Annotated in this window: 13 protein-coding genes, 1 pseudogene and 1 riboswitch; of the genes and pseudogenes, 9 read left to right on the top strand and 5 right to left on the bottom strand. The window is 70.6% G+C overall.

The features are described from left to right. Positions 1-169 precede the first annotated feature (169 nt). The 5 genes from ACFVYL_RS14735 (at position 170) to ACFVYL_RS14715 (ending at position 4738) form a co-directional block, all read left to right on the top strand. Positions 170-1120, top strand: a complete 951-nt coding sequence (locus ACFVYL_RS14735) for an alpha/beta fold hydrolase (RefSeq protein ID WP_389715541.1) — start codon at positions 170-172, stop codon at positions 1118-1120. Positions 1121-1218: 98 nt separating this feature from the next. Continuing rightward, entirely contained in the window at positions 1219-1875 is a 657-nt protein-coding gene (locus tag ACFVYL_RS14730) for a TetR/AcrR family transcriptional regulator (protein WP_389715540.1), read from the top strand. A gap of 83 nt (positions 1876-1958) precedes the next feature. Next, entirely contained in the window at positions 1959-2483 is a 525-nt protein-coding gene (locus ACFVYL_RS14725) for a GNAT family N-acetyltransferase (protein ID WP_389715538.1), read from the top strand. A gap of 138 nt (positions 2484-2621) precedes the next feature. Continuing rightward, entirely contained in the window at positions 2622-3770 is a 1149-nt protein-coding gene (locus ACFVYL_RS14720; protein ID WP_389715536.1) for a hypothetical protein, read from the top strand. A 170-nt stretch (positions 3771-3940) separates the two neighbouring features. Continuing rightward, a complete protein-coding gene (locus ACFVYL_RS14715; protein WP_389715534.1) occupies positions 3941-4738 on the top strand; it encodes a hypothetical protein in 798 nt (265 codons plus the stop codon). Here the strand turns inward: ACFVYL_RS14715 and ACFVYL_RS14710 are convergent. Continuing rightward, a complete protein-coding gene (locus ACFVYL_RS14710; protein ID WP_389715533.1) occupies positions 4735-5394 on the bottom strand; it encodes a DUF6629 family protein in 660 nt (219 codons plus the stop codon). The genes ACFVYL_RS14715 and ACFVYL_RS14710 overlap by 4 nt on opposite strands. A gap of 185 nt (positions 5395-5579) precedes the next feature. After that, positions 5580-5816: riboswitch (cobalamin riboswitch) on the top strand. A 163-nt stretch (positions 5817-5979) separates the two neighbouring features. Between ACFVYL_RS14710 and metE the strand changes: the two genes are divergently transcribed. Together metE and ACFVYL_RS14700 are read left to right on the top strand one after the other, a co-directional pair. Then, positions 5980-8298, top strand: a complete 2319-nt coding sequence (gene metE / locus ACFVYL_RS14705; protein WP_389715532.1) for a 5-methyltetrahydropteroyltriglutamate--homocysteine S-methyltransferase — start codon at positions 5980-5982, stop codon at positions 8296-8298. 94 nt (positions 8299-8392) lie between these two features. Continuing rightward, positions 8393-9421, top strand: a complete 1029-nt coding sequence (locus ACFVYL_RS14700; RefSeq protein WP_389715530.1) for a phosphotransferase — start codon at positions 8393-8395, stop codon at positions 9419-9421. Between the two features lie 40 nt (positions 9422-9461). Here the strand turns inward: ACFVYL_RS14700 and ACFVYL_RS14695 are convergent, their stop codons facing one another. The 3 genes from ACFVYL_RS14695 to ACFVYL_RS14685 form a co-directional block, all read right to left on the bottom strand. After that, positions 9462-12215, bottom strand: a complete 2754-nt coding sequence (locus tag ACFVYL_RS14695; protein WP_389715529.1) for a glycosyl hydrolase family 65 protein — start codon at positions 12213-12215, stop codon at positions 9462-9464. Between the two features lie 163 nt (positions 12216-12378). Then, entirely contained in the window at positions 12379-12582 is a 204-nt protein-coding gene (locus ACFVYL_RS14690; RefSeq protein WP_389715528.1) for a hypothetical protein, read from the bottom strand. A gap of 91 nt (positions 12583-12673) precedes the next feature. Further along, positions 12674-13555, bottom strand: a complete 882-nt coding sequence (locus ACFVYL_RS14685) for a DUF2382 domain-containing protein (protein WP_389715526.1) — start codon at positions 13553-13555, stop codon at positions 12674-12676. Positions 13556-13887: 332 nt separating this feature from the next. Here ACFVYL_RS14685 and ACFVYL_RS14680 point away from each other — a divergent pair, with 332 nt between their 5' ends. Together ACFVYL_RS14680 and ACFVYL_RS14675 are read left to right on the top strand one after the other, a co-directional pair. After that, positions 13888-14853: a pirin family protein gene (locus ACFVYL_RS14680; protein ID WP_389715524.1), complete on the top strand. Its 966-nt coding sequence runs from the start codon at positions 13888-13890 to the stop codon at positions 14851-14853. Between the two features lie 403 nt (positions 14854-15256). After that, the gene (locus tag ACFVYL_RS14675; RefSeq protein ID WP_389715523.1) at positions 15257-15922 is read left to right on the top strand and encodes a deoxynucleoside kinase; all 666 of its coding nucleotides are present in this window, start codon (positions 15257-15259) and stop codon (positions 15920-15922) included. An 83-nt stretch (positions 15923-16005) separates the two neighbouring features. Here ACFVYL_RS14675 and ACFVYL_RS14670 read toward each other — a convergent pair. Then, positions 16006-16414: pseudogene (locus tag ACFVYL_RS14670) on the bottom strand (fusidic acid esterase FusH); the annotation flags it as partial.

Raw genomic sequence — 16414 nt, 5'->3', positions numbered from 1 at the left:
TGCCGATGTCCTCGAAGAACGCAACCGCACCTTCACTCACCTCGGGTCCCGTCAACGTATTTGAATCCGGGTTCAAGTTCAAGAGCCATCGACCCTCGGTCCCCGGCACCGGCTCCGGTACCTTTGAACCCAATGCCAGGTTCAATACGCGCGACAGGGAGATCCGCACATGAGCACTCACATCTCGGTCGCCGACTGGGAGCGCGTCGCGACGCGTGAGGTCACCGTCGGCGACGTCACCCTCAGGGTCTTCGACCACGGCGAGGGACGGCCCGGCCAACCCCCGGTGGTGCTGTGCCACGGTTTTCCCGAGCTGGCGTTCTCCTGGCGTCATCAGCTGTTCGCGCTGGCGGAGGCCGGGTACCGCGTCCTGGTCCCCGACATGCGGGGCTACGGCGGGAGCACACGGCCCGCCGACGCCGACGCGTACGACATCCTGACGCTCTGCGGCGACCTGATCGCGGTCATCGACGACGTGGGCGCGGACGACGCGGTCTTCGTGGGGCACGACTGGGGCGCGGCCGTGGTGTGGCAGCTGGCCCTGGCCCACCCGGAGCGGGTGCGCGCGGTGGCCGGGATGAGCGTGCCGGTGACGACACGGGCACCTGCGGCACCGGTGCCGATCCTGCGCGAGCGGCTCGGCGACGACTTCTACATGGTGTGGTTCCAGGAGCCGGGCGTCGCGGACGCGGCGCTGCACCGGGACGTGCGCAGGACCCTCGTCACGAAGGAGATCTACTCCCCCGAGTGGGCCGCCCGGAGCGAGCGCATTGAGGACGAACTGTCGCCGCCCCCGTGGCTCGACGACGACGAACTCGCCTACTACGTGGACACGTTCGAGCGGACCGGCTTCACCGGTGGCCTCAACTACTACCGCAACCTGGACCGCAACTGGGCCCTCACCGAGCACCTGGCCGACCGCCGCGTCACCCGGCCCGCACTGTTCATCACCGGCTCCAAGGACGTCGTCGCGCAGTTCATGCCCGCGAAGGACCTCGACCGGATGCTGACCGATCAGCGCGGAAACATCGTCCTCGACGGCGCGGGCCACTGGATCCAGCAGCAGCGGCCCGACGAGGTGAACGCCGCTCTCCTGGAGTTCCTCTCCGGAGTCGGCTGATAACATCCGCTGCCATTGATACGTACAGAACCGATACGTACAAATCGATACGTGCAAAACCGATGCGTACCGGTTCGACCTCCGGCGAATGGATCGCAGTGGCTGCCCAGGCCCCGGCCGCAGACGGCGGTCAGAAGCAACCGATCACCCCCCGCAGCGCCCGCGGCGTCAGGACGCGCAACGCCCTGATCGCCGCCGCCCGCGAGGTGTTCGAACGCGACGGCTATCTGGACGCCCGCATCACGGACATCTCCAAAGCGGCACACGTCGCCTCCGGGTCGTTCTACACGTATTTCAACAGCAAGGACGAGATCTTCCAGGCGCTGGTCGAGCAGGTGCAGGAGGAAATGCTCCACCCGCACCTGCGCGAGCGCACCGGCATCACCGATCCCCGAGAGCTCATCGACGCCTCGAACCGCGAATACCTGCGCGCGTACAAGAAGAACGCACGTCTGATGGCGCTGTTCGAGCAAGTCGCCCAGGTCGACGAGCAGTTCATGGCGCTGCGCATCGAGCGCGGCAACGCCTTCGCCCGCCGCAACGCCAAGCTCATCAGGACCCTCCAGGAGAACGGCCAGGCCGACACGAGCCTCGACCCGCTGATCACCGCGCACGCCCTGTCCGTGATGGTGAGCCGCATGGCCTACATGGTGTTCGTGCTCGGGCAGCGCATTCCGTACGAGCGGCTCGTCACGACGCTCAACACCATCTGGGAGAACGGCCTGCGGCTGACGGACCCGGCCGCCAGGACCTGACCGAGGATCTGGCCGCGAACAGCGGCGACCACCGGGCGGGTAAGGGTTGTTGTGCACAAGGTCATTACATCAGGGTGATCGTCATGAGACAGCCCACCGAACAACTCGCCCTGTGCCGCGAACAACCCACCCCTCTGCGCACCGGCGTCCGCCAGGCGGTGGAGGCCGACCTTCCTGAGCTCGTGCGGTTGCGGGCGCTGCTCTTCGAGACCCTCGGCGGGGAGTACTTCAATCCCTCGCCGGAGGAGGACGGATGGCGCCGCAACCTCGCCTCGGTCCTGCGGGACCAGCTGACGGCGGACGCCGCGCGCATCCTCGTCGTGGACGGTGAACACGGCCTCGCCGCCTGCGGCATCGGCACCGTCGACCAGTGGTTCCCCGGTCCGCACAACCCCAACGGCCGGGTCGGCCACGTGATCGGCGTGGTCACGGACCCCGCGTACCGGCGACGCGGCCACAGCCGGGCGATCATGCAGGCGCTGCTCGACTGGTTCCGCGCGAGTGAGGCCTCCCGCGTGGACCTGTACGCCTCCCCCGAGGGCGAACCGCTCTACCGCAACCTGGGCTTCGTCGACCACCCCGACCCGGCGCTGTACTGGCGCCCGTGAATCCCGGGCCGTCCGTGGCCGACCCATCCATCGGCAGAAGGGATACCAGGCGCCGCGCCTCCGGAGCATGATGAAAGGAGGCGATACGGGGGTGCCGTCATGGCTGTTCGCTCTGGTTCAGGTGCCGTGCGGGTTCCGATGTGGGCTTATGCCGTCGCCGGGTTCGTGCTGGTGGTGGGGCTGTTCTTCGGGATAAGAGAAGCGGCGTCGCCCGGCAGCGGGGCACGGAGTGGCGAAGGTGGCTCGGGGGCCCTGGACGGGAGCGCGGGGACGGACACCGGCGGCGGTGGTACGGGGGCCGCAGGGGACAGCGGGGGCTCGGGGGGCGGCACGAGGAGCGGGTCTTCGGGTGGGTCGGGTGGCTCTTCGAGTGGGGCCTGGCAGACCGGTGGTGGAGGCGGGGGCAAGGGCGGTACCGCAGCCGGTGAGGGTTCCGACAGCGGTTCCAGTGGTGGCGGTGGCGGACACCGTGGCGGGGGGCAGCCGCCTGGCTGGCTTCCGTGGGGCCCCAAGTCGCCCAACACGGACGAGACCTTCGAGCCCGACAGCCTGTACGACCTGCTGCAGAAGGGCGAGTGCCAGCAGGCCTACAACACCTCGGTCGACCCCGGCAGGCGGATCGACAACTCGGCGACTCCGCAGGCCTGGAAGGCCATCGAAGGACTCGCCGGGATCTGTAAGGCCGCACAGGGCGAGACCGGCGGGCTGGCCATCGCGGTCAAGGCCGAAGCGGGGCTGCGCACGGCCGGGTACCGGCCGGGGAACACCGGATACCTGTGCAAGGACGGGGATGCCTTCGCGGTCCTCCAACGCTTCGTCGCCTACTACCGTCAGCACCCCGGCGAGCGAGTGGTGCTGCGGCCCGCCCCGACGGGCACCGCGGCCTGCGCCAGCGGGATCTCCGCCACGGACACCACGTACACGCCCGGCTCGACCGCCTACTTCCAAGGCACCTGGCCGGACTCGCCGGCCACCGTGGAGCTGCGCGCACGGGAGCTGACGGGCCCAGTCAGCCTGCGGCCCTTCGGCGACGAGGAGGACAAGGCGAGGTGCTGCAAGGACGGATCGATCGCCGTGGACCTGCCGGGGCCTGACGGCTTCGGTGGCCTGCGGCCCACAGTGATCGACGTGACGCTCGTGACGAAGAACGGGGCCCGGGTCGCCAGGCGGGCGGCGTTCACCCTCGACTGGAGCGGCGTCGCGCCACCTACCTCCCGGTCGTCTTCGCCGTCGTCCGTATCGCGGTCGCCCGGCTCCCTCGGCCCGGCGAACGCGTTCGCCCGATGAGCGGGCCCCCGCCCCCCGAACCGAGACCAGGACCGGAGCCAGAACCCGCGCCGGGACCCGCCCCGGACCCGGCTCCGCCCCCAAACCCCCCGCCTGACCCAGAACCCGAGCCCGCCCCACCCGCACCACCGCCTCCTCCCACACTCCCCGCCGACCCCAGAGTCGGCTGGGTGGAGATCGTCGGCGCCATCGGGTCCCTCGTCACCCTTCTGACCGCGGTCCTGTTCTACTTCGGCTGGGCGAGCACCGACGCCGAGACCAAGGCGCTCGGGCTGCGCGACACCGTGTTCCACTTCTCCACCAGCGACTATCTGTTGCGCAGTGTCGGCGCTCTCTATCTCCCCGCCTGGCTGGCCGCGGGTGCGGCCCTCGGCGTGCTCGGGCTGCTCCGCTGGGCGGCGGGCGAACCGGAACGGCTCGCCCGCGCCGTCCGGGTGCTCCGGTTCGCCTGGGCCGTGCCCGTCGTCCTCGTACCGCTGTATCCGCTCAGCCCGTGGCTGTTCGACCTGCTGCTGCCGCTCACCGCGATCGGCGGCTTCGCGCTCAACGCGTACGCCCGCACGCGCACGCGCCGGGACCTGCGGCTCTGGGGGCTCACGCTGTTCGTCTGCGTCCTGTCACTGTTCTGGGCCGTGTCGGCGTACGCGGCGATCGCCGGCCGCGGCCGCGCGGACCTGACCGAACGGACCCTCCGGAGCGACTTCCCCGCGGTCGTCGTCTTCAGCGAGAAGGACTTGATGATCCGGGGCGGCGGCAGTTGTTTCCGGCGCGTCACCGACAAGGGCAGCCAGTACGCGTACGAGTACGCGGGTCTGCGCCTGTTCCACGTCTCCGGAGACCGCACCTTCCTCGTCCCACGGGACTGGTCCCCCGGGGACGGCACCCTCTACGTCCTCAAAGAGGGGGCGGGCCAGCGCGTCGACCTCCTCAGCGGGGCCGGTCGCCGGGAACAGGAGTGCCGGGGTTAGGGCCCTTCTGACGGATCTCCGCAGGGTCGCGACGCCCGGCGCGGCGGACGGCGGCTTACGACCCAGCGCAGCAGGACCACCGAGCACACCGCGGCGAACGCGCACCACGTCGAGATGTACTCCTGCCGCCACAGCACGACGGAGACCGCGGCCCCGACCGCGACCAGGACGCCGAAGAGGACCAGGCCCCGGTCGCCGGACAAGAGCAGGGAGCCGATGGTGGCGAGGAGGTAGCCGGCGACGATCAGCTGCGCCTGCGGCAGGCCAAGGGAGTATCCGACCGTGTGCCCCCGGATCCCGGCCGTCACGGTGCGGGCCGCCAGCACGTAGGTGAGCGTCGCCGCCGTTGCGATGCCCGCCGCCAGCGGCACGAGGAGGCGGCGGCGAGCGCTCGGCGGCGCGGAGCACAGCACGGCCGCCGGTACCCACAGCGGAAGGAGCGGGAGCGCGATGACGGCCCAGGCAACGGTGGCGGGCCCGGTGCCGCCGTCGTGGTGCCAGACGGCTGCCTCGATGATCTGGTGGAGGCCCAGGAGGAGCGGCAGCGCGGCCAGCGGCAGGTCACGGGGGCGCCGGGCCGCCAGGGTCACGGAGGCGACCCCCACGGCCGTGATGCCCGCGCCTGCGACGAGGTCGGCCGTCTCGCTCCAGCACATGGCAGCCACGGTACGGCCGCCCCGGCGCGGGAGCGCGTCGGCCGTGCCTTTCGGGGGGGGGCTCCCCCCGGGGGGCCACCGCCCTCCACTTCCCGCCCGCCGCGTCGGCGAAGCACCCACCTCACGTGTTCCACCTCACCCTTCCAATGCCCAACGCGACGCGGTCCACCGGCGGGTGGCCCCGTATGGTGATCCGTACAGCTGGTTCGCCCCGTCCGCCAGGCGGGAGCGTCGCAAGAGGGAACCCGGTGTGAATCCGGGACTGCCCCGCAGCGGTGAGCGGGAACGACCGCCGTCACATGCACTGGGACCGCCACTCCGGTCCTGGGAAGCGACGGCCAGTAGGTGTCCGACCGCCTTCTTCAGGAAGGCGCTGGACGGGCCCGTGAGTCCGAAGACCTGCCCGCTGTCCGTGTGCGAACCATTCGTGCGCGGATATCTCGGTGACCTCGAGGGCGGGTCGGCGTACACACTGGACGGACGACCGCGTCGACCACGCGATCCCGAACCGCCCGGTGCTGCCACCCTTCGCGCTCTCGTCCCGTCTCCGGGATCTCAGGGATTCATCTCGCGAAGGAGATCTCCGTGACCACCAAGCCCGCAGCCGCGGCAGTACGGGCCACCGTGTACGGCTACCCCCGCCAGGGTGCCAACCGGGAACTCAAGAAGGCGATCGAGGGCTACTGGAAGGGCCGCGTCACCGCGGACGCCCTCCGGGACGCCGCCGCCGAGCTCCGCCGCTCGAACTGGCGTGAACTCGCCGACGCCGGCATCGGCGAAGTCCCGACCGGCGACTTCTCGTACTACGACCACGTCCTCGACACCAGCGTCATGGTCGGCGCCCTCCCCGAGCGGCACCGTCGCGCGGTCGACGCGGACGCGCTCGACGGCTACTTCGCGATGGCGCGCGGCACCCAGGACGTGGCGCCGCTGGAAATGACGAAGTGGTTCGACACCAACTACCACTACCTGGTCCCCGAGTTGGCTCCCGGGACGGTGTTCCGGGCCGACTCCGCCAAGCAGGTCGGCGAGTTCAAGGAGGCCCGGGCGCTGGGTCTGACGGCGCGGCCCGTCCTCGTCGGCCCGGTCACCTACCTCCTCCTGGCCAAGCCCGCCCCCGGGGTGGCCGCCGACTTCGACCCGCTGACCCTCCTCGACCGCCTCCTGCCGGTGTACGCCGAGGTCCTCGCCGACCTGCGCGCGGCGGGCGCCGAATGGGTCCAGCTCGACGAGCCCGCGCTCGTCCAGGACCGCACGCCGGCCGAGCTCAACGCGGCCGAGCGCGCCTACCGCGACCTCGGCGCCCTCACCGACCGGCCGAAACTGCTGGTCGCCTCGTACTTCGACCGACTCGGCGACGCCCTTCCGGTGCTCGCCAAGGCCCCGGTCGACGGCCTCGCACTCGACTTCACCGACGCGGCCGCCGCCAACCTCGACGCGCTCGCGGCCGTCGGAGGGCTGCCCGGCAAGCGGCTGGTGGCGGGCGTCGTCAACGGACGCAACATCTGGGTCAACGACCTGGAGAAGTCCCTCACCACGCTCGGCACGCTGCTCGGCCTGGCCGACCGGGTCGACGTGGCCGCCTCCTGCTCCCTGCTCCATGTCCCCGTCGACGCGGCCCTCGAACGGGACATCGAGCCGCAGATCCTGCGCTGGCTGGCCTTCGCACGCCAGAAGACCACCGAGATCGTCACGCTCGCACGGGGCCTGGCCCAGGGCACCGACACGATCTCCACCCAACTCGCCGCGAACCGCGCCGATCTGGCTTCCCGGGCCGGCTCCCCCATCACCCGTGACCCGGCCGTCCGCGCCCGCACCGGGGCCGTGACGGCGGCCGACGCCCGCCGCTCCCAGCCGTATGCGGAGCGTGCGGCGGCCCAGCGCACCGCCCTCGGCCTGCCGCTCCTCCCGACGACCACCATCGGCTCCTTCCCGCAGACCGGCGAACTGCGGGCCGCCCGCGCCGACTTGCGGGCCGGCCGGATCGACGGTGACGGGTACGAGGAGCGCATCAAGGCCGAGATCCAGGAAGTGATCTCCTTCCAGGAGAAGGCGGGCATCGACGTCCTGGTGCACGGCGAGCCCGAACGCAACGACATGGTGCAGTACTTCGCCGAGCAGCTCACCGGGTACCTCGCCACCCAGCACGGCTGGGTCCAGTCCTACGGCACCCGCTATGTGCGACCGCCGATCCTCGCGGGTGACATTTCGCGGCCCGAGCCGATGACGGTGCGCTGGACGACATACGCCCAGTCGCTCACCGGCCGCCCCGTCAAGGGCATGCTCACCGGCCCCGTCACCATGCTCGCCTGGTCCTTCGTCCGTGACGACCAGCCGCTCGGGGACACCGCCCGCCAGGTCGCCCTCGCCCTGCGCGACGAGGTCGTCGGCCTGGAGGCGGCCGGGACGTCGGTCATCCAGGTCGACGAGCCCGCGCTGCGCGAGACGCTGCCGCTGCGCGCCGCCGACCACCCGGCCTATCTGGCCTGGGCGACCGAGGCGTTCCGTCTCACCACGAGCGGGGTGCGGCCGGACACGCAGATCCATACGCACATGTGCTACGCCGAGTTCGGTGACATCGTCCAGGCCATCGACGACCTCGACGCCGACGTCATCAGCCTGGAGGCGGCCCGCTCCCACATGCAGGTCGCCCGGGAGCTCGCGGCGCACGGCTATCCGCGGGAGGCGGGTCCTGGCGTGTACGACATCCACTCGCCGCGGGTGCCGAGCGCCGACGAGGCCGCGGCCCTGTTGCGCACGGGACTCGAGGCGATCCCCGCCGAACGGCTGTGGGTCAATCCGGACTGCGGCCTGAAGACGCGCGGCTGGCCCGAGACACGGTCGTCCCTGGAGAACCTGGTCGCGGCGGCCAGAACGGTCCGCGAGGAGCTCTCCGCTTCCTGACGACACGTCTTGACGACACGGCACGGTCCGCGCCGATTCGGCCCCTCGCTCGCCGCGCGGGGCCGGATCGGCGCGTCGTGCGAGGATGCGTGCCATGAAGTCACGGTTACCGTTCGGGGAAAGACTGACGGCGGAGCTGGGTGTGCCCGGCCGGGCCCGCAAACTGGCCAGCAGCCCGCGATCCCGGGTGTGGCGAGCCGAGTTGTCCGGCACGCCTGTGGTGGTCAAGCAGCTCGTCGAAGGGCCGGACGCCGCCGACCGGTACGCGCGCGAGGTCGCCGCGCTGCGGCTCGCGGCCCACGTCGACCCGCCGGTGGTGCCGGCGCTCCTCGGCACCGACCCCCTCGACCGGGTCCTGGTCCTGGAACACCTGGAGGAAGGGCCGCCGCGTGCGGACTGGGTGATCGAGTACGCGACCGCGCTGGCCCGGCTCCACGCGGCCGCCGACGCGGACACCGCGAGCACCCTCCCCACCTGGACGGCCCCGGACCAGGCCGACATCGACTCCTTCCTTCGGCTCGCCCGGACGCTCGGTGCCGAGGTGCCGCCGACCGTTCCAGCCACCTTGGCCGACCTCGTGGGCCGGCTGGCGCGCACGCCCCGCCGCTCGCTGCTGCACGGCGACCCCTGTCCCGGCAACGACATGCACACCCGCGACGGCATCAGGTTCATCGACTTCGAGCAGGCGTCACTGGGCGACGGACTCGTCGAGCTCGCCTACCTCCGTATCGGCTTTCCGACCTGCTGGTGCTCGACCATTCCCGCCCCGCCCCTGCTGACAGCGGCCGAGGCCGCCTACCGCACGGCTTGGCGCGAGGCCACGGGCACCGACGCGCAGGGCGATCTCACGGATGCGTGCGCGGGCTGGGTGCTGCGGGGCGACGCGCTGGTCCAGCGGGCCCACCGGGGCTCAGTCGACCATCTGGCCGAGCTCCCCCGACGGGACTGGCGTTGGGGTACGGCAACGGCCCGGCAACGCCTGGCACACCGCCTCGGGGTGGTCAGCCGGATGACGGCGGAGAGCGGCGAACTGAAGGACCTGGGCGACCTGGCCGCATCCATGCGGACCGGCATGCTGACCCGCTGGCCCGCCCTGAGCCCCCTGCCGTCCGAAAGGCCCTGAGGCTCTCAGGCTCTCAGACCGACAGGGGGCTCATGCGGCGTCAGTTCACTGTCAGCTCCGCGATTCCCGGATGCTTCTTCGCGTCCGCGTCGCCCCGCACCGTCACCCGCACGTACCGCGCGAGAGCGCCGTCGGCTGTTTCGGCGGGCGCGCGGTGCCAGTGTTTGCCGTCGAGGGAGAGCTCGACGGTGTGCGTCACGGGCTTGGTGTCGGTCCAGGTGGGGGTGACCTTCTTGACGCGGACGGGCTTGGTGAGGTCCGTCGTCAGCCGGCCGTGGGCTCCGTCCGGGACCCAGGCCGTCGCCGTGTTGCCGTCGACGGCTGCGCCCGCGTACATGCCGGGCTGCTGGGAGGAGGCCGTCGCGCCGGTGCAGCGCGCCGCGTTGGTGGTGGGCGTGAGGTCGGGGCGGCGGGTCTTGAGCACGGCCGGAACGCCCTTGCTGACGATCTGCCGGCCCTGCGGGGTGTCGAGTGTCATCGGTTCACCGTCGGTGAGGCGCACGGTGGTGCGGTGCGCACCGATGGCGATGTCGTACGTACGGCCCTGCCAGGTCAGGCCGCGCAGGGTGACGCCGCGGTCGAGCTGCGGGGGCAGCATCGGGTCGAGGTGGAGGCGGTCCTCGCGCATCCGCAGGCCGGTCAGGCCGTTGGTGAAGACCTGCAGGAAGCCGCCCTTCCCGGTGAGGAAGTCGTGCGCGGGCGAGCCCGACAGCGGGTCCGAGGCGCCCGCCTTGTCACCGCGGGCCTCCGAGAACTGCGCGAAGGGGCCGCGCACGAACGGCTTGATGGAGCGCTCCAAGTACGTGTACGCGGAGCAGCCGGGCTCACCGATCCCGGCGGCGTCGATGGCGTGCACCGAGTCCGTCATGGCCGGGCCGTCGGGGTCGGTGCGCTGCGCGTAGTAGTCGAGGGTGCCGGCCGCGGCACCCTCGGGCATCGGCCACTCCAGCGGGTACATCAGCAGGACCGTGTCGGCCTGCTTGATGGTGCCGCCGTCGTACCCGTCGTACTGCTGGAAGACCTTGCGCTTCTCGTCGTACGGGATCCGGATGCGGTCGGCGATCGACTTCCACTCGACGGGGGCCCGCTCGCCCAGCAGTTCGGCGGCGCGGGTGGCGTGGCGCAGAGCGGTGACGGCGCCGGCGTTGGTGAAGACCGCGTCGTCGACGCCGTTGCTGTACTCGTCGGGTCCGGCCGTGTCCTTGACCGAGTAACTGCCGTCATTGTTGCGGCTGACGCGGTCCGCCCAGAACTCGGCGATGCCCTTCATCACCGGCCAGCCGCGCCCGCGCAGCCAGCGCGTGTCCTTGGTGGCGAGGTAGTACTGCCAAGTGGCCAGGGAGATGTCGGACTGGAGGTGGATCTGCGTGCGGCAGTGCGGCGGGTCGACGCTGTGGCACTCCTCGGCCAGGTTGCCCGAACTCCCGCTGTTCCAGGGGTAGAAGAGGCCGTGGTAGCCGAGGCCCCGGGCGTTCTGGCGCGCTCCGGCGCGCGTGCGGTAGCGGTAGTCGACCACGGACTTGGCGAGTTCGGGGCGGGTGGCGAGCAGCCCCGGGTACATCCACGTCTCCGCGTCCCAGAAGACGAGGCCAGCGTAGTTGTCGCTGGTCAGGCCCGCCGGGGCGATGCTGTTGGACGCGCCCTCGCGGGTGCTGGAGAACAGTCCGTACTGCGCCGAGCGCACCCACGACTGCAGGTCGCGCCGCCCCGGCACCTCGATGTCGCTGCGCCACAGCCGCGACCAGGCAGCGGTGTGGGAGCGCAGCAGCTCCTGCCAGCCGCGGTCGGCGGCGCGCCGCGAGGTGGCGGTGGCGTCCCGGCGCGGCGCGCGGGAGGTCAGGGCCGTGTCGACGCCCACGTACTTGGTGAAGCCGTAGGACCGGCCGCGCCGGACAGGCACGGACGTGGACTGATGGGCCGTCAACATGCGTGCGCCATCGGCCCGCTGGGCCCTCGCACCGGATACGCCACCGTCGGCGCGGAGCGTGGAGGACACGGCACCGTCGACCTTCGTGCCGTCCGTACGGAACGCCACATCCATGGTCGGCCCGGACCGGCCGTCGCCGCGGTGCCCGTTGGTCCGGTCGCCGCCGCCGGTCTGCCGGATGCGCCGCGCGCCGCGACCGTCCAGCACGTCGGTGACGGTGGCCTTGCCACTCCAGTGCGGCGTCATCCGCATGCGTACGGCGCCCGCGTGCGGGTTGGCGCGGTCGGCGAGCACCTCGTAGACGAGGTCGGTCCGGCGGCCGTCGGTAGCGGTCCATGTCAACGACGTACGCACCACACCGCAGTGCAGGAGCAGCGTCTGACGGTAGTGGGAGATCCGGCCGGCCGGCGTCGAAGAGTTGAAGGTATCGCCCTGCGCTCCGCCGGTGCCGACGGTGAGCGCGGACCAGGTGGGCAGGGCGGCGACGGCCTGCCGGTCCTCGGCGGTCTGCTTGTTGTGGGCGTAGAGGCCGGACACGAAGGAACCGTCGTAGCGCGGCGTGAACAGCGGCCAGCCCGTCTTGACCTCGCTGTCGGCGTATCCGGCACCGTTCGGCGGCACGCGCTGCCCGAGGTAGCCGTTGCCGACGTAGGCGTGGTGGGTGTCCTTCGTGTCGGATTTGCTGGCGCCGAGCGTCCAGCCGTCGCTACGGCGGCAGTTCGCGGCGGGGGTGGCGTCTGTGGCGGCGGTGGCGGTGCTCCGCGCTGTCTGCGAGGCCGCCGACGGCACCGAGGCGACGAGCGCCCCGGCCAGAAGCACCGCGGTCAGCTGGGCGGCGCGCGGCCGTACGCCGAGGGAGTACGTCATTGTTCTCCGTCACTCTGGTTCACCTGGGAGGGTCCAGGGACCATAAATTTCCTGAAGAAGCCACGTCAATAGATGCGCCTCATCAGTCAAGTCCCGAACGCATACGCACCAGTTTCAGGCCCGGGGGCCACGCGTCAGGCGCTGTGGCCTCGCGCGGCGCGTCCTAGGAGAGCATCATGGGGGGCCTGGGGCGCCGGTTGACGGTGCTGCGGGTGAGGTGAACGCCGGTCAGCGGCTCGGCACAGGAGATCGGGTCGGCCAGGAGCGAGTCCCGCACGGTCCGGGCGAAGGCGGAATCGGAGTCGGAGTCGGAGTCGGACGACAACGGTGGCGGCGGGTGCAGGACGCAAGTAGCGCTCAGGCGCACGAGAGGGAGGGAACACCCAGTACGGGTGTTCCCTCCCTCTGTCCACTGCCTATCAGCTGCCCCCGGCCAGGGAGCCCTGAAAAGCGAGGCGTCAGTGGCGCGGGCCCTGCTTCCGGTCGCGCCAGTCCTGGCCCTTCGCGTCACCGCGGCCACGCTCGCCCTTGGCGCGGTCGAACTCGATCTGCTCCTTGCGCACCTGGTCGGAGACCTCGCGGGTCTCGGTGACGTTCTCCGTCTCCAGGCGCACACGCTCCACCGGCACCGCTTCCTTGCGGACCACCGGCTTCTCGGCGTGCAGGGTCACCTCGGCCTCTTCCTCGCCGATCTTCGCGCGGGTGCCGTCACCCTCGCGGATGGGTTCGCGGACCACACGAACCTCCTCGTGCGAGAGAGGTACGGACGTCGTCACGTCCTCGGTGACGACGACCTTCCGCAGCCGGGCCCGGCCGACCGTCTCCTCCTCCTTGCCGACGCGCAGCCGCTCCTCGGACCGGACCATCTCCTCGTTGTGGTGCTCGCCGATACCGGCACGGGTCGCGAACTCGCGACCGCCGCCCGCGCCCGCTCCGGCCATGTCGCCGCGGCCACGGCCGCCTGCCGCCGGCGCGGTGCCGGGCCGCATGCCGCCCGCCATGCCACCGGCGCCCTCGGGCCGCGCGAGGCCGTAGTGGCGGTAGAGCTCGTGCTCCTGCTCCGGCTCGAGGTGCTGGTCGGCGTCCACGCGCGGGGCGTCCTTGACGGCCTCCTTCGTGGTCGCCACGTGCAGCTGGTCCTCCTGGCGACGGGCGCCGGCGAGCGGGACGAAGCTCTGCTTCATCCCGAAGAGACCGGTCTTGACGGTCACCCACTCGGGACGACCACTACGGTCGTCGAGGTAGATCTGCTCGACGCTGCCGATCTTTTCGCCGGTCTGGTCATAGGCCGTCAGGCCCGCAAGCCCGTCGGGATTGGTGAAGGCCTCGCCCTGCGTCATGGGTGATCACTCCCTTGGAGCGCGCGACGGGCAGAATCGACTCTCGCCACGGACGACGCACGCTTCCCCTCCATCGCGCGCCGCCCCGCGGCACTCCGCAACCAGGAGCGTCACGGAACGTGTGCGGATTTCCCGCGGAAAGGCCTTCGGCGGCACGATTGCTGCGATGTGATCCCGCTATTCCGGCCCACCAGAAATTAGGCCATCCGGGTGGCCCGTGCGAGGGCGGAGGCTCCCTCGCGGAGCAGAGGTGCGGGAGGGGGGTACAGGGGCGAGTGCCAAGACGGGGGACGTCTGCCGCTCCACCATGATCGCAGGCTAGGTTGAGCGGCATGAGCAACCTTGACCGTCAGGCGGTTCCGTCCCTGTGCGGCGGCCGCGGCTTCGTCGTCGCCGAACCCGTACGCGAGCTGCTGAGCCCCCGCCGCGTACGCCTCGGCGCGTCGACCGAGGTCCGCCGGCTCCTCCCGAACCTCGGACGCCGCATGATCGGGGCATGGGCCTTCGTCGACCACTACGGCCCCGACGACATCGCCGACGAGCCGGGAATGCAGGTGCCGCCCCACCCTCACATGGGCCTGCAGACCGTCAGCTGGCTGCACGACGGCGAGGTGCTGCACCGCGACTCCACCGGCAGCCTGCAGACCATCCGCCCGCGCGAACTCGGTCTCATGACGTCGGGCCGGGCGATCTCGCACTCGGAGGAGTCGCCGAAGTCGCACGCCCGCTTCCTGCACGGCGCCCAGTTGTGGGTGGCACTGCCGGACGCGCACCGGCACATCGACCCGAAGTTCGAGCACCACGCCGAACTGCCCACGGTCACCGCCCCCGGCGTCGAGGCGACCGTCCTCCTCGGCGACCTCGACGGGGCCCACTCCCCCGGCAGCACGTACTCACCACTCGTCGGCGCCGACCTCACCCTCACCTCCGGCACCGAGACACGCCTGCCGCTCGTCCCCGACTTCGAGTACGGGGTGCTCTCGATGTCGGGCGAGGCGCACGTCGACGGCGTACCCGTACTGCCGGGTTCGATGCTCTATCTCGGCTGCGGCCGCACCGAGTTGCCCCTGCGGGCCGATTCCGACGCGGAGCTCATGCTGCTCGGCGGCGAGCCCTTCGAAGAGGAACTCATCATGTGGTGGAACTTCGTCGGCCGGTCGCAGGAGGAGATCGTGCAGGCTCGCGAGGACTGGATGAAGGGGACCCGATTCGGCGAGGTGAAGGGCTACGACGGGGCGCCTCTGCCTGCGCCGAAGCTGCCCGACCTCCCTCTCAAACCACGCGGAAGGGCGCGCTGACGGCGAAACGTCAGTCGCGGCCGTGGATCGTGTCGGATGAACTGCGGTCGCTCATCGAGCCGTTGCCGCCCCCGGCCGGGGGGAAGTTGGTGGAGGGCCGTCCGCGGGTCCCGGACCGGCAGGCGCTGTGCCGGATCTTGTTAGTGCTGCACACCGGTATCCAATCTCCGTCCACGAAATTCTTGCCGGAGCCACAAAACCAAGTACGCGGACAACGAACCAGCCCGCCTGCGCGGCACCGGCCTCTGGTCAGAGGCGCGCAAGCGCATCGGCCCCTGATCCACTCCGCACACCTCGGGCCCATGGCGCAGCCTGCCTCCATTGTCATCTAAGCTGCACGGCGGCTCGTGGGGGCGGTGGGTCCGCGCGCGGGTGGACAGATGGCCCCGGGGAGAAGTGAGGCATGCCGGTGATCTGCGTCGGAGGCATGATCGGGATCGGCAAGACGAGTGTCGCCGAGCTGATCGCCAAGGATCTGGGCAGCGAGGTCTTCTACGAGAGTGTCCAGGACAACCCGATCCTGCCGCTCTTCTACACGGCGACGCCCGAGGAGATCCAGGCCAAGCGCTACCCCTTCCTACTGCAGCTCTACTTCCTGCAGACGCGGTTCGCCGCGATCAAGGAGGCGTACAAGCAGGGCGACAACGTCCTCGACCGCTCCATCTACGAGGACTGGTACTTCGCCAAGGTCAACCACGACCTGGGCCGCATCAGCTCCCTCGAGATGCAGGTGTACGAGGGTCTGCTCGACGAGATGATGCGCGAGATCGACGGCCTGCCCTACCGCAAGGCGCCGGACCTCATGATCTACCTGCAGGCGGACTTCGAGACCGTGCTGCACCGGATCGGCCTGCGGGGCCGCGCCTTCGAACAGGACGAGAACCTCGTCGAGTACTACCGGACCCTCTGGTCCGGCTACGACGACTGGGTCCACAAGCACTACTCGGCCAGCGAGGTTCTCGTCATCGACATGAACAACACCGACGTGGTGAAGAACCCCGAGGATGCGGCCCGCGTGGTCCGCGAGGTCAGGGACGCCCTGGCTCAGACTGGACGCCCGGTGGTATGACCTGCCCCGGTACTGCCGCCGGATAGATCCAGTGTGGCCGCAGCCGGATTGCTGCTGCCCGGCTGCGGCCACTCGATGAGCTGTCAGAGGGTGAGCATCACGGTGCCGCCGTCGAAGTAATTGCCCATGTTCTTACGGACGGACACAGTGCCGTCGTTGATCACGTAGGCGAACAGGTCGGCCTTCTTGTCGCCGTTGGCATCGGCGAACCGCAGGACGCCCATGTCCTTGCCGTCGACAAAGCGTCCCCACCCACTGGACCAGTCGGTGCCGCCGTCGAAGTGCGTGCCCATGTTCTTACGGACGACGACCTTGCCGTCACGGCGATGCTCGACCAGATCAGCCTTGCCATCACCCGTCACGTCCGAGAAATACAGACGGCCCAAGTCCTTGCCGTCGACAAAGCGTCCCCAACCACTCGTCCACTCGGTGCCGCCGTCGAAGTGCGTACCCATGTTCTTACGGACGACGACCTTGCCGTCACGGCGATGC

Origin of the sequence: Streptomyces sp. NPDC058308 (assembly GCF_042880275.1) — a bacterium.
Lineage (GTDB): Bacteria > Actinomycetota > Actinomycetes > Streptomycetales > Streptomycetaceae > Streptomyces.
The sequence above is the reverse complement of the archived record's forward strand: the minus strand, read 5'-3'. Positions and strand labels throughout refer to the sequence as shown.